Raw genomic sequence first — 23,328 nt, 5'->3', positions numbered from 1 at the left:
ACTGTTCGGGCGTATCCGTGAAGGCTGGTCGCTGACCCATGACGGGCTGCTGGCGGCCACCGGCCAGTCGCGCCTGCTGGAACGGAGCCCGACGACCGAGACGTCTATCCGGCTGCGGCTTCCCTATATCGAGCCGCTCAATCTGCTGCAGGTCGAACTGCTCAAGCGCTATCGCGCCGGCGAGGATGATGCCCGGATCAAGGAAGGCATCGAACTGTCGATCAACGCGATCGCGACCGCGCTGCGCAACAGCGGCTGAACTGGAATGCTACGGAGCGGGTTGGGGATGGCCGACCCGCTCTGTAGGATTTGTCGCGCTTAACTTCGCATATTTCCCGCACATTTTGATCGTATCGATCAATTGTGGGAAATCATGTTGCGAGCGGCCAGCCGGTCCATCCCCCTTATAGCATCGCCCTGCTGGGTAGGACAGGCGCGGTCAGGGGAGGAGGGCGACGCGCCAGGTCTCGCCCTCGATCGGGTCGCCGAAGACGGTGTGGACGTCGCTCGACACGCAGACGAAGCCATGCCGGGCATAGATGCGGCGGGCGGGTTCCAATATCTTGTGCGTCCAGAGGGTGACGGCGCGATAATGTTTGTCGCGGGCGAATTGCAGGCAGGTGGCGACCAGCGCGTCGCCGATTCCGCGCCGCCGGGCAAAGGGTTCGACATGGAGCAGGCGCAGCCGGGCGAGGCCGTTGCCCTCGTCGGTCAGGAATATCGCGCCGGCCATGACGCCGTCGATCTCCGCGATCCAGCATTGTTCGCGGTCCGGCTTGAAGTCGCGCAGGAAGGCGGCGACGGTTTCGGCCTCCAGCGTTTCGAGCGGCCGGCCCCAGCCATGGCTGGCGGCGTAGAAGATCGACTGGCGGGTGACGACCTGGCTGACCTCGCCGGTGCGGAAGGGGCGGATGGTGAAGGGGCCGCCGCTGGCGGGATCGAGCAACAGCCGCGCGCGGGTGAGCGCCTGGAGCAGATCCTGCTGCTCGACGCTGTCGAGCCGGTCCAGATCCTGGGCAACAACGGCGCGCTGGCGGCTGTCGATCTGGTCGAAGGCGGCGCGGCCGACGGTGGTGAGGCGGATCGGACGGGCGCGGGCGTCGGCCGTTTCCTGATCACGGACGATCCAGTCCTTCTTCTCGAAGCGGGCGATCATGCGGCTCAAATAGCCGCGATCCAGGTCCAGTTCGGCCTGGAGCGTGCTGGCCAGCACCGGTTCCAGCCGGGCGATTTCGAACAGCAGCCGCGCCTCGGGCAGGTTGGCGTCGCTGTCGAGGAAGCGCGCGTCGATCGCCCCCACATGGCGGGTGAAGAAGCGGTTGAAGGTGCGGATGGTTGCAATGGCCTGTTCCATGCCGACGCTTCAGCATGGAATGTTGACGGAGTCAACTATATTGGCAACTATATTGGGGCAGGCGAATGCGGGACGGCCGCAGTCCATGGCCGTCCCGCACCCCAGATCCCTTTATGGAAAGGGATGAAGGCTGGGCGGGCGGGCCGATCAATGACCGGCCCACCCGTTCATGCGATCAATATTTGACGACGACGCCGGCCATCGGGCGGATCGAATGGAAATTGCCGGTGGTGTCGGCCTGGACACGCAGGCGGACATTGCTGCGCTCGGCCGAGCTGCCAAGGTCGGCGGGCGACAGTTCAAGGCCCGCGCCATAGGTCATGCCATGATAGTCGCGGCTATCCTTGCCCAGCGCGTCGAAATTGGTCCACTGATAGCCGACCTTGCCGAAGAACATGCTGTCCTTGCCGGCCTTCACGCCGACGCGGCCGGCCGCGCCATATTCCCAGTCGATGTCGCCGCTGACGCCCTTGGACACGGTACCTTCGACGCCGAGCACGAGCGGGCCGGCGACATTATAGTTCACGCCCGCGACGCCTTCGACCATGCGGCCCTTGTAGCCGACGGGGGGAATGCCCTCCTTGCTGGTCTCGCTGTCATAATTATGCACGCCCGCCATCACGCCGACATAGGGTTCGATGCGGCGGGTGGAGCTGCTGTCTTCCTGCGCCATGGCGGCGGCAGGCAACAGGGTGGCGGCAGCAACTGCCGTGAAAAGCAGTGTCTTCATGGGGGTGACCCTTTATCTGTTTCTGAAATTGGGCCGGGGTGTGGACCCGCCGGCATGTCCCGTGCGCTGCAAGCGTCTGCGAGGACATGGGGCATCAATGGTCGGGGCCGGTGGAAGGTTTCCTGAACGAAATGCGAAATATTGCCCAGGCCATGATTATGTGTTGGAAACGACACGGTTTCTGTCAGGGGGATGAACGAAAGTCGCTTTTTCTGAACCACAGATAAATGCCCGATCTTGAACCGCTTTTCATTCACCACCAATTCAACCGCAGGGCGTTAACCGGGGTCATGAAGCATATGAGGAGACAGGCAATGACGCGGACCGGATCACGATTCCTGGCTGCGCTTGGTCTCGCGAGCGCGATGGCCCTGGGGGGCTGCGCCTATGATGACGGCTATGGTTATGGCGGCGTGAGCGTCGGCACCGGCTATTATGGCGGTGGCGGCTATTATGGCGACGGCTATTATGGACCTTATGGCTATGCGCCGGGCGGCTATGGCGGCTGGTACAATGACTATTATTATCCGGGACGCGGCTATTATGTCTATGACCGCGCCGGTGCGCGGCATCGCTGGAATGACAGCCAGCGCCGCTACTGGGAAGCGCGTCGCAAGGACCGGCCGGGCAATGGTCGGCCCGGTGACGGCAGGCCCGGTTATGGGCGACCCGGTGACGGACGTCCGGGCGATGGTCGGCCGGGCTGGGATCGTCCGGGTGACGGGCGCCCCGATGGCAATCGACCGGGCGACGGACGCCCTGGCGGTCGCCCCGGCTGGAATGGCGGTGACGGTCGGCCTAATGACGGCAATTGGAGCCGTCCGCGCCCGCCGCGCGGCAATGACACGCCCGGTCGCGGGCGTCCTGGCGCCAGCGGCGGCGACCAGCGCTATGTGCCACAGCCCGGCCAGCGCCCGCCCCAGGCGAGCCGCCCGCCGCGCGACATGGGCGGCAGCGCCCGTCCGGCGCCGCGCATGCGGTCGGACGCCGGGACAAGGGGCGGCGGCCGCGAACCGGTTCGGACCCGTCCTCAATAATGCGGGAGACGTTCATGAGGGGAATGACCGGCGCCGCGTTGTTGCTGGGCCTGGTGAGTCTGGCCGCCTGTGACGGGCGGGAGGAAAGCGCGATCGACAATCTTGCCAATGGCGCCAATGCCAGCCAGGTCGAGAATAATGTCCGGGCCGAGGCGCAGGCGCTGATGGAGCCGCTGGCGCCGCCTGCGCCCGGCACGCCCGGTGGCCTGCCGGTCGAACCGGCGCCGGCCGAGGAAGGGGCGATCGACCCCGACAGCGCCCAGGGCGCGGCCCAGGTGGTGCAGGGCTATTATGGCTTGCTGGAGGAAAAGCGCTTCAGCGACGCGCAGGATCTGTGGAACGACAAGAGCGCGATCGGCGCGCAGGATGATGCGCATTTCGCCGCGCGCTTCCGTGGCTTCAGCGAGATCCATGCCAATATCGGCAGCCCGGCCGAGATCGAGGGCGCGGCCGGATCAAGCTTCGTGACGGTGCCGGTGCAGGTCTATGGCCGGCTGAAGGCGAACGGCAAGCCCTGGTATCGGCTGCGCCAGGTGGTGTTGCGCCGGGTCGATGCGGTGCCGGGCGCGAGCGAGGCGGATCGGCGCTGGCATATCGAATCGATCGGCGCCTATGTCGCGCCGCCGGCGGACGAGTCGGACAATGCGACCCAGACCGCGCAGCTGATTTCCGCGACCGACGGCCTGGCCCGGAAACACTGACACCGGCGCGGCGCGGCCGCACCGGTGTCGGGGCTTGGCCTGCCGCCATGCCCATGAGGGCTGGCGGTGGCCTTGACGGCGTATCGCTTAGGCGACGGTCGCCTTGACGATCTTGCCCGGAGTCTTGGGCGGCTCGCCCTTGGGCAGCGCGTCGACATGTTCCATGCCCGAGGTGACTTCGCCCCAGACGGTATACTGACCGTCGAGGAAGGTGGCGTCGTCGAAGCAGATGAAGAACTGGCTGTTGGCGCTGTTCGGGTTCATTGCGCGGGCCATCGAGCACACGCCGCGGACATGCGGTTCGCGGCTGAATTCGGCCTTGATGTCGGGCAGCTTGGAGCCGCCCATGCCGGTGCCGGTCGGATCGCCGCCCTGCGCCATGAAGCCGGGGATGACGCGGTGGAAGACCACGCCGTCATAGAAGCCGTCCTTGGCAAGGGTGGTGATGCGTTCGACATGGCCGGGCGCCAGATCGGGGCGCAGCTTGATCACGACGTCGCCGCCGCTGTCGAGGGAAAGGGTAAGGGTTTCGTCGGCCATGAAAGATCCTCTCATTGGGGAAGGCGTTGATCGCCTCATATAGAGGCTTGGGATGGGGATGGAAGCGGCTGTTTGGCAAAGCCTGTCCCATCTGTTGCCAAAGCGCGTCCAACCCCATTGCAATTATATTGTGCATCGGCGAAAGCATCGAAATGTTACAGGAACCGGACAGTTGCGCGCGCCATGACCGAACGTGGCGATTTGGCCGAGCCGCGGCCGCACGAGGAACTTGCTGACGAGAGTCTGATCTCGGCCGGTATGGAGCAGGCCGAGTCGAGCCTGGACGAGGATGACCGGCTGAAGCCCGAATTCCTGTCCGCCGTGCTGGATGCGGTGGATGAAGGCGATATCGACCATGCGCGCGAGTTGGTTTCGCCGCTGCACCCCGCCGACATCGCCGACCTTCTGGAACTGACGCCCGCCGAGCAGCGTGGCGAAGTGGCCGCCGCGCTGGGCGACCTGGTTGGCGCGGAGGTTCTGTCCGAACTCAATGATTATGTGCGCGACGACCTGATCGGCGCGCTGGCGCCCGAACAGGTCGCCGAATTCGCCTCCGAACTCGATACCGACGACGCCGTCGCGATCATCGAGGACATGGAGGAGGCCGACCAGCAGGCGGTGCTGGAGGCGATGGAGCCGGAGGATCGCGCCGCGATCGAGTCCGCGCTTTCCTATCCCGAAGAATCCGCCGGCCGCATGATGCAGCGCGACCTGGTCGCGGTGCCCGAGCATATGACGGTCGGCCAGGTGATCGACTATCTGCGCGACAATGGCGACCTGACCCGTGATTTCTGGGAAATCTTCGTCGTCGATGAGGGGCATAAGCCGATCGGCACCTGTCAGCTCAGCTGGGTGCTGACCTGTCCGCGCGGCATAGCCATGGCCGACCTGATGAAGCGCGAGCAGACGCTGATCCCGGTCGACATGGACCAGGAAGAAGTGGCGCTGCGCTTCCAGAAATATGCGCTGATTTCCGCCGCGGTGGTCGATGGCAGCGGCCGGCTGGTCGGCATGATCACGGTCGACGACATCGTCCACATCATTTCCGAGGAAGCGGGCGAGGATATTCTCCGCCTGTCGGGTGCGGGCGAAGGCGACATCAACGAGCCGGTGATGGACAGTTATCGCGCGCGCGTGCGCTGGCTGCTGACCAATTTGCTGACCGCGCTGGTGGCGTCCACCATCATCGGCATTTTCGAGAATACGATCGAGAAGATGGTGGCGCTCGCCACGCTGATGCCGATCGTCGCGGGCGTGGGCGGCAATGCCGGCAGCCAGACCATGGCGGTGACGGTGCGCGCGCTGGCCACCAACCAGATTACCGGGTCCAACGCCCGCCGCACCATATTGCGCGAAATTCGCGTGGCTTTGCTCAATGGCTGCACCGTGGCGCTGGTGCTGGGGCTGGGCGTGGGGCTGGTGTTCCACAATGTCGCGCTGGGCGGCGTGATAGCCGCGGCGATGATGACCAATATTGTGACGGCCGGGCTGGCGGGTGCGGCGGTGCCGCTGGCGTTCGACCGGATGAACCTCGACCCGGCGGTGGCATCCTCCATCTTCGTCACCATGATCACGGATTCGATGGGCTTCTTCGCTTTTCTGGGGTTGGCGACGGCGGCGGGATTGACCGGCTGAACCGCCGCCCCATCTAGACGCCAATGCCGCTGCACCTGACCAAGATCGCCTTCCAGAGCGAAAGCCCCGCAACCCTCAAGGCCTGGCTGGAAAGCCATGCGGACGAGGCGCGCCTGACCACCCGTTACCTGCCCAAGCGGCTGGAGGAGATGGAGGGCGGGTCGCTCTACTGGATTCACGGCCATGCGCTGGTCGGCCGCAGTCCGATCCTGGGATTTCAGGAGACCGGGCAGGGGCGCTACTGGATCCGGCTGGCGCCGCGGCTGATCCCGGTGCGGACGGCGCCCAAGCGTGCGCATCAGGGCTGGCGCTATCTGGAGGACAAGGATGCGCCGCCCGATCTGGGCGGGGGCGAGGCGGACGATCTGGAAGCGATGCCGCCCGCCATGCTGAACGAACTGGCGCGGCTGGGGCTGGTCTGACGCCAGCCCCAGGCGAGGTTCAGATCATCGGCTTGCCATCGGCCTTCACCACGGCGCCGCCCTTCATGACGAATCCGACCTTTTCGAGCTGGCGGACATCGGCCAGCGGGTCGCCGTCGACCGCGATCAGGTCGGCATAGCGGCCGGCCTGCAACGTACCGACATCGGCGCTGCCCAGCAGGTCGGCGGCATTGGCGGTGGCGGCCTTGATCGCTTCCATCGCCGGCATGCCCGCCCGCACCATCAGCGCGAATTCCTGGGCATTTTCGCCATGGTCGGACAGGCCGAACGTGTCGGTACCGAAAGCGATCTTGACCCCGGCGGCATAGGCCTCGCGCAGATTCTTCTGCAGCAGCGGGCCGATCACCAGCGCCTTTTCGGCGGTCGAGGGATTGAGCTGTTCGGGATGTTCCTTGGCGCGCTGATAGACGCGCTCGCCCACCAGCATGGTCGGCACCAGATAGGCGCCATATTGCTTGAAGATCTTGTAGCTGCCGGCGTCGGCATAGGAACCATGCTCGATCGAATCGACGCCCAGCGCGATCGTATGGTCGATCGCCTCCTTGCCATGGGCATGGGCCGCGACCTTCATGCCCAGGCTGTGGGCGGTATCGATCACCGCCTTGATCTCCTCGTCGGTCATCAACTGATGCTTGGGATCGTCGCCGATCGACATGACCCCGCCCGAGGGCATGATCTTGATGAGGTCGGCGCCCTCGCGCTTGAGCCTGCGCACGGCGATGCGGGCGGCTTCCGGGCTGTCGATCACATTGTCGCTGATGTGCGGAATGTCGGCAAATTCGACGCGCAGGCCGTTGACCGCGTCGCCATGGCCGCCGGTCGGGCCGAGCGGCGTGCCCGCCACCCACAGGCGCGGGCCGGGGATGACGGCGCCGTCGATCGATTTCTTGAGCGCGACGATCACCTGGGTATCGGCGCCGCAGTCGCGGACCGAGGTGAAGCCGGCGAGCAGCGTGTTGCGCACGAAACCGGTCGCCTCGATCGCGTCCTCATAGGCGCTGCGCGTCACGGCGTTGCGGATCGGGTCGCCGCTGTGCCAGCCGGCGGTGATATGGTCATGGGTGTCGATCAGGCCGGGCAGCACGGTCTTGGCCGACAGGTCGATCACCTCTGCGCCGGCGGGGGTGACGAAACCGGACTGGATCGCGGTGATGCGATCATCATGGATCAGGATCGACACTTTCTCGCGCGCGGCAGCGCCGGTGCCGTCGATCATCCGTCCGGCATGGACCACGACATCCTTGGCCATTACGGCCGGCGCCGACACCGCGACCAGTGCTGCCATGCTGCATGCGGCGAGTGCCGCTGCCTTCCCCCAGATCATGTAACCCCCTGTTTAATTTGATGGCGGCAGCGTCGCGCGCAGCGAGCCGGCCGTCAACGGATTTATATCAGGCGAGGGCGTGGAGCCGATCGCCGACCATCCGCAGGTCGGCGACGAAGCGGGCCTGTTCCTGCGCCTGACGATCGGGGTCGGGCAGGCGCAGCAGATAGCTGGGATGGACGGTGATCCAGGCTTCGGTGCCGTCATCGAGCGGGATCGGCCGGCCGCGCATCTGGCTGATCGTCACCGGCTTGCCCAGCAGGGCGCGGGCCGCGGTGGCGCCCAAAGCGACGATGATGCGCGGGCGGATCAGGTCCAGTTCCTGTTCCAGCCACCAGCGGCAGGCCCTGATCTCCGGCACGTCGGGTGTCTGGTGCAGGCGGCGCTTGCCGCGCTGTTCATATTTGAAATGCTTGACGGCGTTGGTGACATAGGCGCGTGCCCGATCCACGCCGGCTTCGGCCAGTGCAGCGTCGAACAAATGGCCGGCGGGACCGACAAAGGGGCGACCGGCCAGATCCTCCTGATCGCCCGGTTGTTCGCCGATGAAGAGCAAAGATGCGTCGAGCGGCCCTTCGCCGAACACGGTCTGCGTGGCTGGCCCGTGCAGCGGACAGCGGGTGCAGGCCATCGCTTCGTTTCGCAACGCCTGCCAGGCGGCGCGGCTATTGCCGGAGCGAGCGGCCGGGCGTGGCGCAGTGGCGATCATCGCCGCCTCGCGTGCCTGGGCGCCGGCGACCAGATCGGGGATCAGGGCGGCTTCGGGCAGGTTGCGCCAATATTTGCGCGGCATTTCCGACAGCATCGCCCCGGTCTTCAATCGGGCCGGGTTGAAGATGGCGGCATAATAGCCCTTCCACACATCTTCGACCGGATCCTCGGCCGGGGCGTCGCCGCGCTGCGCGCCGGGGCCTTCGGTCAATATGTCGCCATCCCAATGGATGCTGACCTCCGGCGTCAGGATCGACCAGCGCATCGATGCGAAGCGGCGGGTGAAGAAGCCGGCATTGGCGCGGACGATATGATGGTCGGGCTCGAACCAGGCGATGAAGCGCGGGCCGTCGCCTTCATCCAGTTCGCGGAAGCGGACGAAGGCGCGCATCTTGTGGATATCGCGCCGCACCGCCTTGGCCAGATCCTCGACCCGGCGCAGCAGCGGATCGGCGCGATCCTCCATCCGGCCGGGCACCGCGCGCACCGCCAGCAACAGGCTGTAGAGCAGGGAGAAGCGGGCGGGATCGCGATGGAGGATCGCGCTTTGCGCCAGGTCGACAAAGGCGCGCGGCACGGAAAAGGCCGCATCCGCCGGAGCCGGGGGCAGGGGTGTTGCGTCGCTGCCGAACAGGTCTGGCGTGGCGCTGCCCGCGACATCCCAGAGGATGGCGTCGGCGGGAATGGCGGCCAGGGCCAGCGCGCGGGCCGCATCGCGCCAGCCCTCAAAATCGTCCGGCCCCGCCAGCGTCACCCGATGCATGGCCGTCCGGTCAGTCCTCCGCCTCGGCGCGGGCCAGTTCGGCGGGCTTGCGGCGCGCGAACAGCTTCGCCAGCTTTTCCTCCTCGGCGGCGCTCAGTTCCTTGGCGGCGTCGGGGAACATCTCTTCCTCTTCCTCCTCGATATGGTGGAGGTAGCGCTTCTTGAGCTGGTCGAAGGTGCGGCGCCAGGCATCGCCATTGAATTTCAGGCCATCCAGCTCCTCCAGGAAATCGTCGATTTCCTTATGTTCGGACACGCTGTGCTGGGCATCTTCGCGCAGGTCGGGCTGGGCGAGCATAGTGGCGTAGAGCGTCTCTTCCTCGGCGGCGGCATGGGCCGTCACCTCGATCTTGAACTGGTCGAACAGCTTCTCCAGCCGGTCGTCATCCTTTTCGCGCGTCGCCTCCGCCATCTTGTCGAACAGCTGGCGATGGGCGTCATGATCCTGTTTCAGGCGATCGAAAATGCTGGCCTTGGCCATGGGCAATCCTCCTTCATGCGATGAAGGAGGAAACGATGGCCCAGTAAAAAGGGTCCGGCGCTTAGCCGAACAGCGCGTGGAAGATGATCGCGACCGGAACCCAGAGCAGCGCGCCCAGCAGGCTGGTGCCCCAGAGCTGGAGCAGGTCGCGGCGGAAGCGCAGGCGCAGACCGGCATGGGACAGGCCGCTGTGGTCAAGCATCTGCCAGCGATGTTCGAGCGCGCGGGCGGCGATGGCGAAACCGCCGATCGCGATGATGACGCCGAGGTGCAGGACCAGCGAGCCGCCCATCTTGGCGACGATGAAGATCTGAAGCAGGCAGAAGACGACAAGGGCGGCCGCAAGATGCGTGCTGATGCGCTTGGCAAAGCCTGCGCCCTGCCGCTCCATGGCCTGATTGTCGAAAAGTGTCGCCAAAGTCCCGATCCCCTTGCTGATCGTGTTACAAGAGTTTCATGAACCGTGCTTGCGATCAACCGCAAAATTGCCTCGGCTCCCCTTAAAAAAGTTCGAGCTGGGCGGCGGGACGCCGCAACTGCGCGGACAGATCGACTCGGTCGGCCAGTTGCACCGGGCGCCAGTCGGCGGCGATCAGGAAGGGGCGCAGCTTGACGATCGACGTGGTCAGGCGCGCGACATCTTCCAGCCGCAGCTGGCGATGGCGGCGACTGGCCAGGATGCGCTCGACCGCCTTCACCCCCAGGCCCGGCACCCGCAGCAGCATTTCGCGCGGCGCATGGTTGACGTCGACCGGGAAGCTGGCGCGATGCTGCAAGGCCCAGGCGAGCTTGGGATCGATGTCGAGCGGCAGGCAGCCACTGTCCCGGTCGGTCGCGGCGGCGATTTCGGTGGCGGAATAGCCATAGAAGCGCATCATCCAGTCCGACTGGTAGAGCCGATGTTCGCGCATCAGCGGCGGGCGCTTGAGCGGCAGCACGCTGCTGGGCGAGGGGATGGGGGAGAAGGCGCTGTAATAGACGCGGCGCAGCCGGTGCCGGTCATAAAGGCTGCTCGCCCGCTGGATGATGGCGCGATCGTCAGCGGCATCGGCACCGACGATCATCTGGGTCGACTGGCCCGCCGGGGCAAAGCGGGGGGCATGGCGATATTTGCGGCGGGCGTCGCCCATATCGTCCATCTGGCTGCGCATCTGCGCCATCGCCCCCTCGATCCGACGGCCGTCCTTTTCCGGCGCCAGCCGCTTGAGGCCGGGTTCGGTCGGCAGCTCGACATTGATCGACAGCCGATCGGCATGGAGGCCGGCCTGACGCAGCAGGTCCGGATCGGCATCAGGAATGGTCTTCAGATGGATATAGCCGCGAAAATCATGATCCTCGCGCAGGCTGCGGGCGACCTCGACCATCTGCTCCATCGTATAGTCGGACGAGCGGATGATGCCGGAGGAGAGGAACAGTCCCTCGATATAGTTGCGGCGATAGAAGCTGAGCGTGAGGTCGACCACTTCGCGCGCGGTGAAGCGGGCGCGGCGGACATCGCTCGACCGGCGGTTGATGCAATAATGGCAGTCGAAGATGCAGCTGTTGGTCAGCAGGATTTTCAGCAACGAGATGCAGCGGCCGTCGGGCGCATAGGCATGGCAAATGCCCATGCCTTCGGTCGAGCCTATCCCCTTGCCGTCGCGCGAATCCCGCTTGGTCGTGCCGGACGAGGCGCAGGACGCGTCATATTTGGCGGCATCGGCAAGGATTTCGAGCTTTTTACGGGTGGACAGGGCGGACATGTGTTCATGTTACGTTCCTGATTCCGGCTTGTCCATAATCCAGATCAGGCCGGCTCCTCGTCCAGCACCTGGCGCACCTTGCCGGCGAGCTGGTCCATGGTGAAGGGCTTGGCCAGGAAGGCGACGCCGGGATCGAGCATGCCGTTATGGACGATGGCGTTGCGGGTATAGCCGGTGGTGTAGAGGACGCGCAGTTCCGGCCGGTCGGCACGGGCGCGGTCGGCGAGGATGCGGCCGTTGATGCCGGGCATGACGATGTCGGTGAAGAGCAGGTCGACCCGCGGTTCGATCGCCAGCATCGCCAGCGCCTGTTCGCCATCGGCGGCCTGGACGATGGTGTAGCCCAGTTCGCGCAGGGAATCGACCGACATGTGCCGCACCCGGTCCTCATCCTCGACCACCAGGATGATCTCGTCCCCCTGGGCACGGGGCAGATCGAGGGCGATGGCGGGCGCCACCGGATCGGCGACCGGCACGCCATAATGGCGGGGCAGATAGATTTTGATCGTGCTGCCCTGACCGGGTTCGGAATAGATTTTCACATGGCCGTGCGACTGGCGGACGAAGCCGAACACCTGGCTGAGGCCCAGGCCCGTGCCCTTGCCCACGCCCTTGGTGGTGAAGAAGGGGTCGAAGGCGCGCTCGACCACGTCGGGCGTCATGCCGGTGCCGCTGTCGGTGACCGACACCAGCACATATTGGCCGGGGATCACCTCCGCATGGGTCGCGGCATAGGCATCGTCGAGATAGGCATTGCCGGTTTCGACCGTCAGCCGGCCACCATCGGGCATGGCGTCGCGGCCATTGACGCACAGGTTCAGGATCGCCGCTTCCAGCTGGCCGGGATCGATGCTGGCCCGCCACAGGCCGCCGGACAGCACGCTTTCCACCCGCACCCGCTCGCCGATCGTCCGGCGCAGCATGTCCGACATGCCGCCGACCAGCTTGTTCACGTCGGTCGATTGCGGCGCCAGCGGCTGCTGGCGCGAGAAGGCGAGCAGCCGCGCGGTCAGTTGCGCGGCGCGCTGCGCGCCCTCGGTCGCATTGTCGAGGCCGTTGCTGATGCGCCGATCGATATCGGCGGGCAGGCGGCGCCGCGCCATGTCGAGCGAGCCGATGACGACCGCGAGCATATTGTTGAAGTCATGGGCGATGCCGCCGGTCAGCTGGCCGATCGATTCCATCTTCTGCAACTGGCGGACCTGCGCCTCCATCGCCGTGCGCTGTTCCGCTTCGCTGACCAGCCGGGCATTGGCCTCGGCGAGCGCCCGTTCGCTCGCGACCGCCTCGATCATGCGGCGGCGGGCGTTGCGCAGCGCCAGCAGGCCCAGGATGATGACCAATGCGGCGCTGACCGACAGGCTGGCGGTGACCCAGAAGGTCAGCCGGTTGGCCTCCATGCTGCGCAGGCGCAGCAGATCGGTCTCGCGCGCCTTCATGGCGGTGATATGGGCATGGATGCCGGCCATCGACATCAGGCCCGGCGCGAAGGCGTTGGGATCGACCGGGCGGTTGCGCCGTCGCAGCTCGATCCCGCCGTCCAACAGGGTCAGGCGCTGCGCCAGCATCTGGCCCAGCCGATCGGTCGCCTGCACCTGTTCCGGATTGTCGCGCACATCCTCGCGCAATTGCGCGATCTCGCGCGGCCAGTCCGCCTTGAACGTGTCGAACGGCCCCAGGAAAGGATCCTGGCGGGTCAACATATAGCCGCGCTGGGCGCTTTCGGCGGCCTGCACCCGCGACAGGATCACCGACAGGCGGTTTTCGACGCGCAGCGTGTGGTTGACCCAGCCGATCTCGGCTTGCTGGCTGCGATAGAGCCAGATGGTGCCGCCTACCGCAACGATGACGGTGGCAAGCGCGAGCAGCAGAACGACGATGGATCGTTCGGGGCGGAGCGCATTCATCTGGTCTTAATGGGCAATTAACAACGGTGGGGCAACCCGATTGTGTCTGTCATGCGACGGGTCGTTGCGGTTATGTCCGGGCACTTCGTTGAACCGGTCGGCAGATAGGGGGCGGGATGATGGACAGACGCGATTTTCTGGCGCGGGGCCTGGGCGGGCTGGGTGCCCTGTCGCTGGCGGCGGGGGGCGATGCGGCCAGCCTGTTCGATCCGCTGGCCGGGCTGGAGCCGATCCGCGCGACGCCCGATCGCATCTTTCGCATCACCGTCTGCCTGCGGCCCTTCCGCGCCGCCGGGCCGCGCATCGCGGTGGAAGAGGTGGGACGCAAGCGGGTCGTCCATCATTATGGCCATGGCGGCAGCGGCTGGTCACTGTCCTGGGGATCGGCCGAGGTTGCGGTCGGCATGGCGCTGGCGGATGGGATGACGGATATTGCGGTGATCGGCGCCGGCGCGATCGGCCTCACCACTGCGCTCACCGCCCAGCGTGCCGGGGCGCAGGTGACCATCTATGCCAAGGAGCAATTTCCCGACGTGCGATCGGCGCGGGCGACCGGCACCTGGTCGCCCGATTCCCGGATCGCGATGGAGGGTGGCGTCGATGCCGGCTTTGGCGATCGCTGGGAGGCGATGGCGCGGCGATCCTTCGCTTTCTATCAGGGGCTGCTCGGCCTGCCGGGCGATCCGGTGGAATGGACCGACCGTTACATGCTGTCGGACGGCCCGGCCGTGGCGCCCGCCGTCGAGATGCCGACGCCGCAGCGGCCCGATCGCTTCATCCGGCTGGAGGAGCGGCTGCACGACATCATGCCGCGATCGGTCGAGCTGGCGCCGGGCACCCATCCCTTCCGCACCGAACGCGCCCGGCGCAGCAGTTCGCTGACCTTCAATGTCGCCGACCTTGCCCATCAATTGACCAATGATTTCCTGATCGGCGGCGGCCGCATCGTGCCGATGGAATTGCACGAACCCCAGGATGTGACGCGGATGAAGCAGAAGACGGTCATCAACTGCACCGGCTATGGCGCGCGGGCTTTGTGGCGGGACGAGAGCATCGTGCCGGTGCGCGGCCAGATCGCCTGGCTGATCCCGCAGGCCGGCGCCACCTATGGCGTCTATCATGACAAGCTGGCGATGCTGGCGCGGCGCGACGGCATCGTGGTGCAGGAGGTCGGGGAGGACGACTGGTTCGGCTATGGCGACGCCAACGAAGCCCCCGACCGCGCCGCCGCCGAGGCATCGGTGCGCAAGCTGGCGGGCTTCTGGAAATAGCGCGGCGCCGTCCAGCCCCGCCCCCGCCTGTCAGGCGAAGACCAGCGACTGGTGCGCGCCGACCCCGGCCTTGACCCCGGATGCGGAGGCAAAGGTCGCATTGTGCATGGGGGAGGTGGCGTCGCCGGCGGCATAGACGCCGGGCACCGAGGTCAGGCCCCAGGCGTCGATGCTGATGAAGGGGCCGGTCGGGCCATCCTCCAGCGCGCAGCCGAGCTGGACCGCGACATCGCTGCTGAGCCGCGTTCTGGGAGCGGTGAAGACAGCGGCGATTTCTATCGTCCGGCCGTCGGCCAGTTGCACGGCGCTCAGCGCGGGCGCGTCACCAATCAGTGCGACCACGGGCACGCGCTCGATCGTGACGCCGCGCGCCTCCAGCCGGGCGCGTTCGGCATCGTCCGGCTCATATTGGCCCTGGGTGAAATAGGTGGATGGTCCCCAGTCGGGGATCAGCGCGGCCTGATGCGCGCACATTGGGTGGTTGGCGATGATGCCCAGGGGATGGTCGCGCACTTCATAGCCATGGCAATAGGGACAGTGCAGCACCGTCTCGCCCCAGCGTTCCGCCATGCCGGGGATCGACGGCAGCTCGTCGCTCACGCCGGTCGCCAATATCAGCCGCCGGGCCAACCGGGTTTCGCCGCTGGCCAGGGTCAGTGCGAAGCTGTCGCTGCTCTTGATGGCATGACGCACTTCGCCGGCCAGCATCCGGGCGGTGGGATAGGCGAGCAGCTGGCGCGCGGCATCGCGGATGATGGCGCGGGGCGTGCGGCCATCCTGCCCCAGGAAGCCATGGGCGGCGTCGGCAAAGCGGTTCCGCGGCAGGCCGGCATCGATCAGCAGCACATCCTGCCGCGCGCGGGCGAGCTGCATTGCCGCCGACTGGCCGGCAAAGCTGCCGCCGATCACGATCACGTCATGCATGGGTCTTCCTTTCAATGGCTGCACCGAATCACGATACTTGATAAGTTACATAATCGTGCCTCGCACATTTGCAACAATTGATGTTGCGTGATAGGCGAGCGGGAAAGGAGACGCCTGCGATGCAGCTGGATGCGCGCCTGTCGAGAATGCTGCATATCCTGATCCACATGGATCGGCTGGACGGCCCGATGACGTCGGAGCTGGCGGCGCAGATGCTGCGCACCAATCCGGTGGTGGTGCGGCGGACCATGGCGGGCCTGCGCGACGCGGGCTATGTGCGATCGGAAAAGGGGCATGGCGGCGGCTGGACCCTGGCCCGTCCGCTCGACGCGATCCGCATCCTCGACATTTATCGCGCGGTGGGCGAGCCGCGCATCTTCTCGATCGGCCCGGCCGACCCCAATCCGCAATGCCTGGTCGAACAGGCGGTCAACGCCTCCATGGCGGCCGCGATGCAGGAGGCGGAGGCGATGCTGATCGCCCGGCTGGGACAGGTGACGCTGGCGCAGATCGCGGCGGACTTCGACCAGCGCTATGCCGCGCTGCTGGCGACCGGGGCGATCGAGCCGCTGACCGGCCATTGAGCCAAGCGGCTTGCCAACCGCCTGTGGCGCGGCCATCAGGCGGGGCATGCAATGGCAATTCTGGATCGACCGCGGCGGCACCTTTACCGACGTGGTGGCACGCGACCCGCAAGGGGTTCTTCACACCGCCAAGCTGCTGTCGAGCGACCCCGAGCGCTATGCCGACGCGGCGGTCGAGGCGATCCGGCGGCTGACCGGCGCGGGCGACGGGCCGATCCCGCCCTGTACGCTGCGGATCGGCACGACCATCGCCACCAATGCGCTGCTGGAGCGCAAGGGCGAGCCGGTGCTGCTGGCGATCACGAAGGGATTTCGCGACGCGATCCGCATCGGCTATCAGGACCGGCCGGACCTGTTCGCGCGGCGGATCGACCTGCCGCCGCCGCTCCATGCCGATGTCGTGGAGATGGACGAGCGGCTGATGCAGGATGGCACCATCCTGACGCCGCTGGACGAGGTCGCGGCGCAGGCGGCGTTGCAGCGCGGCTATGATGCCGGGCTGCGCGCGGTCGCGATCGTGCTGATGCATGGCTATCGCTATCCCGCCCATGAGCAGGCGCTGGCGCGGATCGCCCGGCAGATCGGCTTCACCCAGATATCGGTCAGCCATGAGGTCGCGCCGCTCATCAAGCTGGTCGGGCGGGGCGACACGGTGCTGGCCGACGCCTATCTCTCGCCGGTGCTGCGCGCCTATGTCGACGGGCTGGGCGCGGCACTGGGCGAGGACGCCGACATGCTGTTCATGCAGTCCAATGGCGGGCTGACGCGGGGCGACCTGTTCCGTGGCAAGGACGCAGTATTGTCCGGCCCGGCCGGCGGCATCGTCGGCCTGGCTCGCACCGCCGAGCAAGCCGGGTTCGGCGAGGTGATCGGTTTCGACATGGGCGGCACGTCGACCGACGTGTCCCATTATGCCGGCAGCTATGAACGCGACAATGAGGCGCGGGTGGCGGGCGTGCGGCTGCGCGCGCCGATGATGCGCATCCACACCATCGCGGCGGGCGGCGGCTCCATCTGTTCGGTGGTCGACGGGCGTTTTCGCGTCGGCCCGGAATCGGCCGGCGCGGTGCCGGGGCCGGCCTGCTACCGGCGCGGCGGACCGCTGACCATCACCGACTGCAATGTCATGCTGGGCAAGGTGCAGCCCGATTTCTTCCCCAGCCTGTTCGGCCCCAATGGCGACCAGCCGCTCGACCGGGACGCGGTCGAGGCGCGCTTTGCCGACATTTGTGCGCAGGTGGAGGCGCAGACCGGCCGGGTGATGAGCGCGCGGGACGCGGCGCAGGGCTTCATCGCCGTCGCCGTCGCCAGCATGGCCAATGCGATCAAGCGCATCTCGGTCGCGCGCGGTCATGATGTGGCGCGCTATACGCTGGCGAGCTTTGGCGGGGCGGGCGGGCAGCATGCCTGTCTGGTCGCCGACGCATTGGGCATGGACCGGGTGATGATCCATCCGCTGGGCGGCGTCCTGTCCGCCTATGGCATGGGCCTGGCCGACCGGCGCGCGGTGCGCGAGCGGACGCTGGCGCTGCCGCTGGACGATGCGGGCGCCGACGCGCTGACAGCGGCGATCGCAGACCTGGGGGAGCAGGCGCGCGCCGACCTGCCCGAGGCGGAGCGGAGCGAGACGGTGCTGCGGCTGCGCTATGATGGCACCGACAGCCTGTTCGACGTGATGCTGGGCGATCGGGCGGCGATGCTGGCCGAGTTCGAGGCGCAATATCAGGCCCGCTTCGGCTATGGCGGCACCGGCACCGTGTTGGTCGACATGGTGCGGGTCGAGGCGATCGCGCCGACCGCCGAGGATATGGGCAAGGTGGCGACCATCGCGACCCAGAAGGCCGCGCCGCTGGCGCAGGTGATGCTGGCGGGCACACCGGCGCCGGTGTTCGACCGGGCCGGGCTGACGCTGGACAGCGCGATCGATGGCCCGGCGCTGATCAGCGACCCGGTGTCGACCACGGTGGTCGAGCCGGGCTGGCGCGCGCGGCTCGATTTGATCGGCAATCTGCTGCTGACCCGTCATGCGCCGCGCCCGGCACCCGCCGCCGATGACGGCACCGCCGTCGATCCGGTCCGGCTGGAGGTTATGGGCGGCCTGTTCATGGCGATCGCCGAGGAAATGGGCGCTGCGCTTCAGCACAGCGCGTCCTCCGTCAATATCCGCGAGCGGCTGGATTTCTCCTGCGCCCTGTTCGATGCCACCGGCAATCTGGTCGCCAATGCGCCGCACATGCCGGTTCACTTGGGCAGCATGGGCGAAAGCATCCGCGCGGTCATGCGCCGGCGCGGGATCGGTGCCGATGGCCGGGCGATCGACGGGCGCGGCATGCTGCCGGGCGACGTCTATGCGCTCAATGCTCCTTATGATGGCGGCACGCACTTGCCCGACGTGACGGTGGTGATGCCGGTGTTCGTGGATGAGACGGCGCACGCGCCCGCCTTCTATGTCGCGGCGCGCGGCCATCATGCCGATATTGGCGGTATCTCGCCCGGCTCCATGCCGCCCGACAGCCGCAGCATCGAGGAAGAGGGCATCGTCCTCGATAATGTGCTGGTGGTGGATCAGGGCCGCTTCCTGGAGGGCGATCTGCGCGCCTTGCTGGGCTCCGGCCGCTGGCCCTCGCGCAATATCGACCAGAATATCGCCGACCTGTCCGCCCAGATCGCCGCCTGCGCCAAGGGCGCGGCCGAGCTGCAGCGGATCAGCGGCGATTATGGCGCCGATGTCGTGGCCGCCTATATGGGCCATGTGCAGGATCAGGCCGAGGCAGCGGTGCGCCGGCTGATCGATCGCCTGTCCGACGGGCACTATCGCTATGCGATGGACAATGGGGCGGAGGTGGTCGTCAACGTGACGATCGACCGGGCGGCGCGCGGCGCGACGGTGGATTTCACCGGCACGTCGGACCAGCTGCCGGGCAATTTCAACGCGCCTTTGTCGGTCGCGCGCGCGGCCCTGCTCTATGTCGTGCGGACCCTGGTGGACGAGGCCGTGCCGATGAATGACGGCTGCCTCAAGCCCATGACTTTGGTGGTGCCAGAGGGATCGCTGCTGCGGCCGCTTTATCCCGCGGCGGTCGTCGCCGGCAATGTCGAGACCAGCCAGGTCGTTACCGACGCTCTGTTCGGCGCGCTGGGCGTGATGGCGGGCGCGCAGGGGACGATGAACAATTTCACCTTCGGCAATGCGCGCCACCAATATTATGAGACGATCTCGGGCGGATCGGGCGCCGGGCCGGATTTCGACGGCGCCGATGTGGTGCAGACCCACATGACCAACAGCCGCCTCACGGACCCCGAAATATTGGAAAGCCGATTCCCGGTGCTGCTGGAGGAATTTTCCATCCGGGCCGGATCGGGCGGCGCGGGCGCGCATCATGGCGGCAATGGCGGGCTGCGCCGCATCCGCTTCCTGGAGGATATGACCGCCGGCATCCTGGCCAACCGGCGCAGCGTGCCGCCCTTTGGCCTCGACGGCGGCGCGCCCGGCGGGCTGGGGCGCAACTGGGTCGAGCGTGGCGATGGCCGGGTCGAGATGCTGGGCGCGACCGGATCGGCGCAGATGGCACCGGGCGACGTCTTCGTGATCGAGACGCCGGGCGGCGGCGGATTCGGCAAGGGCTGATCCGCCTCCGTCCGCGCGGAGCGAACGGAGGTCGGGAGGCAGGGTGCTCTAGTCCCGCCAGCTCCTGTCGGTGCGGTCGATCAGGCGGACCATCGCCTGGAAATCCGGCACGCCGACGCCGACCGGCAATTGCACCCCGGCGAGGTCGCGCTGATGCACGGCGATGACATCGGCGGGGATCTCCACCGGCGTGCCGGCGGCGCAGGCCGCGACCTGGATCTCGCAGGCACGCTGGAGCATCCATTGCATCAGGAAGGCTTCGGGCAGGCTCTTGGCCATCACCAGCGTGCCATGGTTGCGCAGCATCATGATTCGCCGCGCGCCCAGATTGGCGATCAGCCTTTCCCCTTCGTCCGGCCGGATCGTGACGCCTTCGAAGTCATGATAGGCGATCCGCCCGGCAAAGGCGGCGGCGTAGAAATTGATCGGCCGCAATCCTTCCTGCGTGGCGCTCACCGCCATGCCTGCGGTCGTATGGGTGTGGATGATGCAATGAGCGTCGGCCAGGTGGCGGTGGAACACGCTATGCTGGGTGAAGCCGGCGCGATTGACCGGATAGGGGCTGCCGTCCAGCACATGGCCGTCGATATCGATCTTGACCAGGTTGGACGCCGTCACCTCGCTGTAGAGCAGGCCGAACGGGTTGATGAGGAAGGCGTTTTCCTCATCGGGCACGCGCAGGGTGATATGATTGTAGATCAGTTCCGACCAGCCGAAATGGTCGAAGATGCGATAGCAGGCGGCGAGCTGCTGGCGCGCCTCCCATTCGGCAGGCGACATGTCGGGCTGTCTGGCGGCACTTGCCATGGCCATCCTCCTTTATATTATGGACGCCACTATCCTCCGCTCGACGCATTCTGTCGAGGGAAAGGGCGTGAAAGCCCTGCAGGGGTTGAATTTGCCCGACTCTGCTGGTAGGGCGCGCCCCACATGCCTCAGGGTGACCTGTGGCGACTCACGGATTTTTATATTCGGTCGGCCCGTCGGGAGGGTTTCATTCCTGGCGATCCGCCCGTTTTCGATTGGAGATTGACGGACTTATGCAGATCATCGTTCGCGACAACAATGTCGACCAGGCCCTCCGCGCGCTCAAGAAGAAGCTGCAGCGTGAAGGCGTGTATCGCGAAATGAAGCTGCGTCGTCACTACGAGAAGCCCTCGGAAAAGCGTGCGCGCGAAAAGGCGGCTGCTGTCCGCCGCGCCCGCAAGCTGGAGCGCAAGCGCGCCGAGCGCGACGGCGTCCGTTAAGGACTGCCGATATCAGGACGGCCGGTTCGCGGTCGTCCTGACTCTTTGCTGATTTCCCGTTCTTCATTGCGAGGCGTTCGCCCATGTCCACGACGGCTGTCCCCCTTCGTCCTATCGCCAAGGGGTCGCTGACGCGACTCTGGATCGGTGTCGCCGCGATCGCGCTGGCGGCCGGTGGTCTGGCCTGGGCAGGGCAGCAGGGCGTGGAAGCATCGCCGGCCGCCTTCCTGACGCAGAACGCCCATGCCAAGGGCGTGGTGACGACCGAGTCGGGCCTGCAGTACCAGGTGCTGGAGGAAGGCAGCGGGCCGAGCCCGACGACCGCCGACGTTGCGCTGGTGGGCTATAAGGGCACGCTGCTCGACGGCACCGTGTTCGACGAGAATCCGCAGACGCCGATGCCGGTCGATGGCGTGGTGCCGGGCTTCTCCGAAGGCCTGCAGAAGATGAAGAAGGGCGGCAAATATCGCCTGTGGATCCCGCCGCAGCTTGGCTATGGCGAACAGGCCGCCGGCCCGATCCCGGCCAATTCGGTGCTGGTGTTCGATGTCCAGCTGCACGACTTCAAGTCGCGCGCGGAAATCATGCAGATGCAGCAGCGGATGCAGCAGATGCAGGGTGGCATGCCGCAGGGCGCCGTTCCGCAGGGCGTGCCGGGCAACTGATCCGATCGATCCGAGAGTAGAGAAGGGCCCGGTTTCCGGGCCCTTTTTCTTTGGTGGTTAGAGGTTGTCTGAAAAATGCGCGAAAGGGCGCATTTTTGATGCGGTGCGGCTGCGCCAGAGGCGCAGTCCGGACAAATGCTCAGAGGCTGGCCTGATCGCCGGGCGCCGATGGCGGGAAGGCGAGGCCTTCGGCGCTGCCAATCTTTTCCTCGCCGGTGAACAGGCGGTCGAGTCGCGCCTTCACGTCGCGCCGATATTCGACGCAGGACACCGAACGCGGTGCGCCAATGTCGATATCGTCGGCGATCGCCGACTTGATCCGTTCCAGTGCGTCATTGTCGAGGATGCCGGCCCGATGCAGTTCCCGGCAGAGCTGGACCATTCCGGCGGCGGTCGCCTGGGCCCGCATGCCGACATTGGTCAGTTCGAAATGCAGCTTCTTCTGCTGCTCCATTGCCACGGTCATGCCATTCTCTCCTTTCGCTTTAGGATAGAAGCGCAGGAGCAATCGTTACGTTCCGGGACGCATTCGTCAATCGCCGTTTTTATCGTCGCTTTTCAGGATGGTCTGCCCTGCCAGAGCCTTGGACCGTTCCTCCAGATAGACCTTGATCATGGCGACGATCGGATCGGCCAGGAACAGGCCGAGGATGCCGAACAGCGCACCGAGCAATATCTGCGCCGCCAGCACCAGTGCCGGGGCCAGGTCGGTTGCGCGCTTGGCCACCATCGGCACGATCAGATAGCCGTCGATGATCTGCACCGCCATGTAGACGCCAAAGGCATAGAGGCCGGTATGGGTGCCGCCGGAAAAGCCGACAAGGACGATCAGCACGCCCGAGATGATCGCGCCGATATTGGGCAGGAAGGCGAGCAGGCCGGTGAGGATGCCGAGCAGGCCCGCCATCGGCACGCCGCCCGCCCACAGCAGCAGCCATACGCCCACGCCCTCCACCGTCATGCCGATCAGCCGGCCGAACATCAGCCGGCGCAAGGTGAAGGCCATCTTGTCGGCGACGGTGTAGAAATGGGCGCGCTTGTCCATCGGCAGCATCCAGGCGACGCCGCGCTCGTACAGCTTGGGTTCGACCGCGATGAAGATGGCCAGCACCAGCATCATGACGCCGCTGGTGATCGCGCCGACGGCGGTGCCGACGGCGGCGGTGACCCGGCCCATGGAACTCATTGCCTGCTGGGCCAGGCCCTTGAGGTCTTCGGGCGTGGTGGTGATGCCAAGCTGCTGCATCCAGCCGCCGACCCGCTCCACCTGCGCCTCGACGATGGTGCGCATCGCCTGCGCCTGGGCGGCCAGGCTGGAGCCGGTGAGGTAGAAGGTGTAGGCGAGGAAGGCGACGACGGCGAGCAACACGATCGTCAGGCGCCAGCCCCGGCCGATCGGCAGCACGCGGCCCAAGAGGCGGGTGCCGCCATCCATCATGGTGGTGAAGACCAGCGCGCCCAGGATCAGCATGATCGGCTGGGCCAGCAGCACGATCAGCGCGATGCCGATCGCCATCGCGAACCAGACGCCCGCCCGCTTGATCTCATGCTGGACCAGCGGGCTGCGCAATTCGCTGGGGCCGGGTTGCTCGATATGCTGCTGCGCGTCGCTCAAACCCGGAACCCCCTGTCAGATGCTGT

23 protein-coding genes are annotated in these 23,328 nt (G+C 66.4%); 10 read left to right on the top strand and 13 right to left on the bottom strand.

All coding sequences use genetic code 11. The features are described 5' to 3' along the window. A partial coding sequence (locus tag ACUCV3_RS04615; protein WP_482240395.1) for a phosphoenolpyruvate carboxylase occupies nt 1-259 on the top strand: 259 nt, incomplete at its 5' end. 180 nt (nt 260-439) lie between these two features. Here ACUCV3_RS04615 and ACUCV3_RS04610 read toward each other — a convergent pair. Both ACUCV3_RS04610 and ACUCV3_RS04605 read right to left on the bottom strand, forming a co-directional pair. Then, a complete protein-coding gene (locus ACUCV3_RS04610) occupies nt 440-1,354 on the bottom strand; it encodes a bifunctional helix-turn-helix transcriptional regulator/GNAT family N-acetyltransferase (protein ID WP_107917552.1) in 915 nt (304 codons plus the stop codon). 175 nt (nt 1,355-1,529) lie between these two features. Beyond that, nucleotides 1,530-2,084: an outer membrane protein gene (locus tag ACUCV3_RS04605; RefSeq protein WP_004208639.1), complete on the bottom strand. Its 555-nt coding sequence runs from the start codon at nt 2,082-2,084 to the stop codon at nt 1,530-1,532. A gap of 314 nt (nt 2,085-2,398) precedes the next feature. Between ACUCV3_RS04605 and ACUCV3_RS04600 the strand changes: the two genes are divergently transcribed. Together ACUCV3_RS04600 and ACUCV3_RS04595 are read left to right on the top strand one after the other, a co-directional pair. Further along, nucleotides 2,399-3,121 (top strand): hypothetical protein, encoded by a 723-nt coding sequence (locus ACUCV3_RS04600; protein ID WP_010339597.1) that lies wholly within the window; start codon nt 2,399-2,401, stop codon nt 3,119-3,121. Nucleotides 3,122-3,135: 14 nt separating this feature from the next. Beyond that, complete coding sequence (locus ACUCV3_RS04595; RefSeq protein WP_029548002.1) at nt 3,136-3,822, top strand: hypothetical protein; 687 nt, start codon at nt 3,136-3,138, stop codon at nt 3,820-3,822. 87 nt (nt 3,823-3,909) lie between these two features. Here ACUCV3_RS04595 and ACUCV3_RS04590 read toward each other — a convergent pair whose 3' ends face one another. Beyond that, nucleotides 3,910-4,362 carry a peptidylprolyl isomerase gene (locus ACUCV3_RS04590; RefSeq protein ID WP_004208636.1) on the bottom strand — a complete coding sequence of 151 codons (453 nt, stop codon included), beginning with the start codon at nt 4,360-4,362 and terminating at the stop codon, nt 3,910-3,912. A gap of 183 nt (nt 4,363-4,545) precedes the next feature. Here ACUCV3_RS04590 and mgtE point away from each other — a divergent pair, with 183 nt between their 5' ends. Both mgtE and ACUCV3_RS04580 read left to right on the top strand, forming a co-directional pair. Further along, on the top strand, nt 4,546-5,997 hold the full coding sequence (gene mgtE, locus ACUCV3_RS04585; RefSeq protein WP_010339599.1) for a magnesium transporter: 1,452 nt from the start codon (nt 4,546-4,548) through the stop codon (nt 5,995-5,997). Between the two features lie 23 nt (nt 5,998-6,020). After that, entirely contained in the window at nt 6,021-6,419 is a 399-nt protein-coding gene (locus ACUCV3_RS04580; protein WP_010339600.1) for a DUF1489 family protein, read from the top strand. A 19-nt stretch (nt 6,420-6,438) separates the two neighbouring features. Here ACUCV3_RS04580 and ACUCV3_RS04575 read toward each other — a convergent pair whose 3' ends face one another. From ACUCV3_RS04575 to ACUCV3_RS04550, 6 genes are all read right to left on the bottom strand, one after another. Next, a complete protein-coding gene (locus ACUCV3_RS04575; RefSeq protein WP_010339601.1) occupies nt 6,439-7,764 on the bottom strand; it encodes a metal-dependent hydrolase family protein in 1,326 nt (441 codons plus the stop codon). A 67-nt stretch (nt 7,765-7,831) separates the two neighbouring features. Then, the gene (locus ACUCV3_RS04570) at nt 7,832-9,238 is read right to left on the bottom strand and encodes a UdgX family uracil-DNA binding protein (RefSeq protein WP_010339602.1); all 1,407 of its coding nucleotides are present in this window, start codon (nt 9,236-9,238) and stop codon (nt 7,832-7,834) included. A gap of 10 nt (nt 9,239-9,248) precedes the next feature. Next, a complete protein-coding gene (locus ACUCV3_RS04565) occupies nt 9,249-9,719 on the bottom strand; it encodes a hemerythrin domain-containing protein (protein ID WP_010339603.1) in 471 nt (156 codons plus the stop codon). Between the two features lie 61 nt (nt 9,720-9,780). Further along, entirely contained in the window at nt 9,781-10,137 is a 357-nt protein-coding gene (locus ACUCV3_RS04560; protein WP_010339604.1) for a hypothetical protein, read from the bottom strand. Nucleotides 10,138-10,219: 82 nt separating this feature from the next. Further along, nucleotides 10,220-11,461: a putative DNA modification/repair radical SAM protein gene (locus ACUCV3_RS04555; protein ID WP_048937449.1), complete on the bottom strand. Its 1,242-nt coding sequence runs from the start codon at nt 11,459-11,461 to the stop codon at nt 10,220-10,222. Between the two features lie 44 nt (nt 11,462-11,505). After that, entirely contained in the window at nt 11,506-13,368 is a 1,863-nt protein-coding gene (locus ACUCV3_RS04550) for a CHASE3 domain-containing protein (RefSeq protein ID WP_010339606.1), read from the bottom strand. Between the two features lie 116 nt (nt 13,369-13,484). Between ACUCV3_RS04550 and ACUCV3_RS04545 the strand changes: the two genes are divergently transcribed. Further along, nucleotides 13,485-14,639 carry an FAD-dependent oxidoreductase gene (locus tag ACUCV3_RS04545; RefSeq protein ID WP_010339607.1) on the top strand — a complete coding sequence of 385 codons (1,155 nt, stop codon included), beginning with the start codon at nt 13,485-13,487 and terminating at the stop codon, nt 14,637-14,639. Nucleotides 14,640-14,669: 30 nt separating this feature from the next. Here ACUCV3_RS04545 and ACUCV3_RS04540 read toward each other — a convergent pair whose 3' ends face one another. Next, nucleotides 14,670-15,563: an NAD(P)/FAD-dependent oxidoreductase gene (locus ACUCV3_RS04540; protein ID WP_010339608.1), complete on the bottom strand. Its 894-nt coding sequence runs from the start codon at nt 15,561-15,563 to the stop codon at nt 14,670-14,672. A gap of 119 nt (nt 15,564-15,682) precedes the next feature. Between ACUCV3_RS04540 and ACUCV3_RS04535 the strand changes: the two genes are divergently transcribed. After that, complete coding sequence (locus ACUCV3_RS04535) at nt 15,683-16,147, top strand: Rrf2 family transcriptional regulator (protein ID WP_004208622.1); 465 nt, start codon at nt 15,683-15,685, stop codon at nt 16,145-16,147. A 46-nt stretch (nt 16,148-16,193) separates the two neighbouring features. Then, nucleotides 16,194-19,775 (top strand): hydantoinase B/oxoprolinase family protein, encoded by a 3,582-nt coding sequence (locus ACUCV3_RS04530; protein ID WP_010339609.1) that lies wholly within the window; start codon nt 16,194-16,196, stop codon nt 19,773-19,775. A 48-nt stretch (nt 19,776-19,823) separates the two neighbouring features. On the opposite strand, the gene ACUCV3_RS04525 is transcribed toward ACUCV3_RS04530, so the two are convergent. Beyond that, nucleotides 19,824-20,582: a class II aldolase/adducin family protein gene (locus ACUCV3_RS04525; protein ID WP_029548003.1), complete on the bottom strand. Its 759-nt coding sequence runs from the start codon at nt 20,580-20,582 to the stop codon at nt 19,824-19,826. A 233-nt stretch (nt 20,583-20,815) separates the two neighbouring features. Here ACUCV3_RS04525 and rpsU point away from each other — a divergent pair, with 233 nt between their 5' ends. After that, on the top strand, nt 20,816-21,022 hold the full coding sequence (gene rpsU / locus ACUCV3_RS04520) for a 30S ribosomal protein S21 (protein ID WP_004208618.1): 207 nt from the start codon (nt 20,816-20,818) through the stop codon (nt 21,020-21,022). Between the two features lie 83 nt (nt 21,023-21,105). Then, a complete protein-coding gene (locus ACUCV3_RS04515) occupies nt 21,106-21,687 on the top strand; it encodes an FKBP-type peptidyl-prolyl cis-trans isomerase (RefSeq protein WP_004208617.1) in 582 nt (193 codons plus the stop codon). A 139-nt stretch (nt 21,688-21,826) separates the two neighbouring features. Here ACUCV3_RS04515 and ACUCV3_RS04510 read toward each other — a convergent pair whose 3' ends face one another. Beyond that, the gene (locus tag ACUCV3_RS04510) at nt 21,827-22,153 is read right to left on the bottom strand and encodes a hypothetical protein (RefSeq protein ID WP_004208616.1); all 327 of its coding nucleotides are present in this window, start codon (nt 22,151-22,153) and stop codon (nt 21,827-21,829) included. Between the two features lie 66 nt (nt 22,154-22,219). After that, nucleotides 22,220-23,302 carry an AI-2E family transporter gene (locus tag ACUCV3_RS04505; protein WP_010339611.1) on the bottom strand — a complete coding sequence of 361 codons (1,083 nt, stop codon included), beginning with the start codon at nt 23,300-23,302 and terminating at the stop codon, nt 22,220-22,222. Nucleotides 23,303-23,328 lie beyond the last annotated feature (26 nt).

It is taken from the genome of Sphingobium sp. VMM (assembly GCF_056790315.1).
The sequence above is the reverse complement of the archived record's forward strand: the minus strand, read 5'-3'. Positions and strand labels throughout refer to the sequence as shown.

Excerpts from the sequence above, each read along its gene's own strand:
- ACUCV3_RS04510 (WP_004208616.1), bottom strand. The coding sequence starts at position 22,153 with ATGACCGTGGCAATGGAGCAGCAGAAGAAGCTGCATTTCGAACTGACC.
- ACUCV3_RS04610 (WP_107917552.1), bottom strand. The coding sequence starts at position 1,354 with ATGGAACAGGCCATTGCAACCATCCGCACCTTCAACCGCTTCTTCACC.
- ACUCV3_RS04595 (WP_029548002.1), top strand. The coding sequence starts at position 3,136 with ATGAGGGGAATGACCGGCGCCGCGTTGTTGCTGGGCCTGGTGAGTCTG.
- ACUCV3_RS04575 (WP_010339601.1), bottom strand. The coding sequence starts at position 7,764 with ATGATCTGGGGGAAGGCAGCGGCACTCGCCGCATGCAGCATGGCAGCA.
- ACUCV3_RS04540 (WP_010339608.1), bottom strand. The coding sequence starts at position 15,563 with ATGCATGACGTGATCGTGATCGGCGGCAGCTTTGCCGGCCAGTCGGCG.
- ACUCV3_RS04565 (WP_010339603.1), bottom strand. The coding sequence starts at position 9,719 with ATGGCCAAGGCCAGCATTTTCGATCGCCTGAAACAGGATCATGACGCC.
- ACUCV3_RS04515 (WP_004208617.1), top strand. The coding sequence starts at position 21,106 with ATGTCCACGACGGCTGTCCCCCTTCGTCCTATCGCCAAGGGGTCGCTG.
- ACUCV3_RS04525 (WP_029548003.1), bottom strand. The coding sequence starts at position 20,582 with ATGGCAAGTGCCGCCAGACAGCCCGACATGTCGCCTGCCGAATGGGAG.
- ACUCV3_RS04545 (WP_010339607.1), top strand. The coding sequence starts at position 13,485 with ATGATGGACAGACGCGATTTTCTGGCGCGGGGCCTGGGCGGGCTGGGT.
- ACUCV3_RS04600 (WP_010339597.1), top strand. The coding sequence starts at position 2,399 with ATGACGCGGACCGGATCACGATTCCTGGCTGCGCTTGGTCTCGCGAGC.
- ACUCV3_RS04605 (WP_004208639.1), bottom strand. The coding sequence starts at position 2,084 with ATGAAGACACTGCTTTTCACGGCAGTTGCTGCCGCCACCCTGTTGCCT.
- rpsU (WP_004208618.1), top strand. The coding sequence starts at position 20,816 with ATGCAGATCATCGTTCGCGACAACAATGTCGACCAGGCCCTCCGCGCG.
- ACUCV3_RS04535 (WP_004208622.1), top strand. The coding sequence starts at position 15,683 with ATGCAGCTGGATGCGCGCCTGTCGAGAATGCTGCATATCCTGATCCAC.
- ACUCV3_RS04530 (WP_010339609.1), top strand. The coding sequence starts at position 16,194 with ATGCAATGGCAATTCTGGATCGACCGCGGCGGCACCTTTACCGACGTG.
- ACUCV3_RS04580 (WP_010339600.1), top strand. The coding sequence starts at position 6,021 with ATGCCGCTGCACCTGACCAAGATCGCCTTCCAGAGCGAAAGCCCCGCA.
- ACUCV3_RS04555 (WP_048937449.1), bottom strand. The coding sequence starts at position 11,461 with ATGTCCGCCCTGTCCACCCGTAAAAAGCTCGAAATCCTTGCCGATGCC.
- ACUCV3_RS04590 (WP_004208636.1), bottom strand. The coding sequence starts at position 4,362 with ATGGCCGACGAAACCCTTACCCTTTCCCTCGACAGCGGCGGCGACGTC.
- mgtE (WP_010339599.1), top strand. The coding sequence starts at position 4,546 with ATGACCGAACGTGGCGATTTGGCCGAGCCGCGGCCGCACGAGGAACTT.
- ACUCV3_RS04550 (WP_010339606.1), bottom strand. The coding sequence starts at position 13,368 with ATGAATGCGCTCCGCCCCGAACGATCCATCGTCGTTCTGCTGCTCGCG.
- ACUCV3_RS04570 (WP_010339602.1), bottom strand. The coding sequence starts at position 9,238 with ATGCATCGGGTGACGCTGGCGGGGCCGGACGATTTTGAGGGCTGGCGC.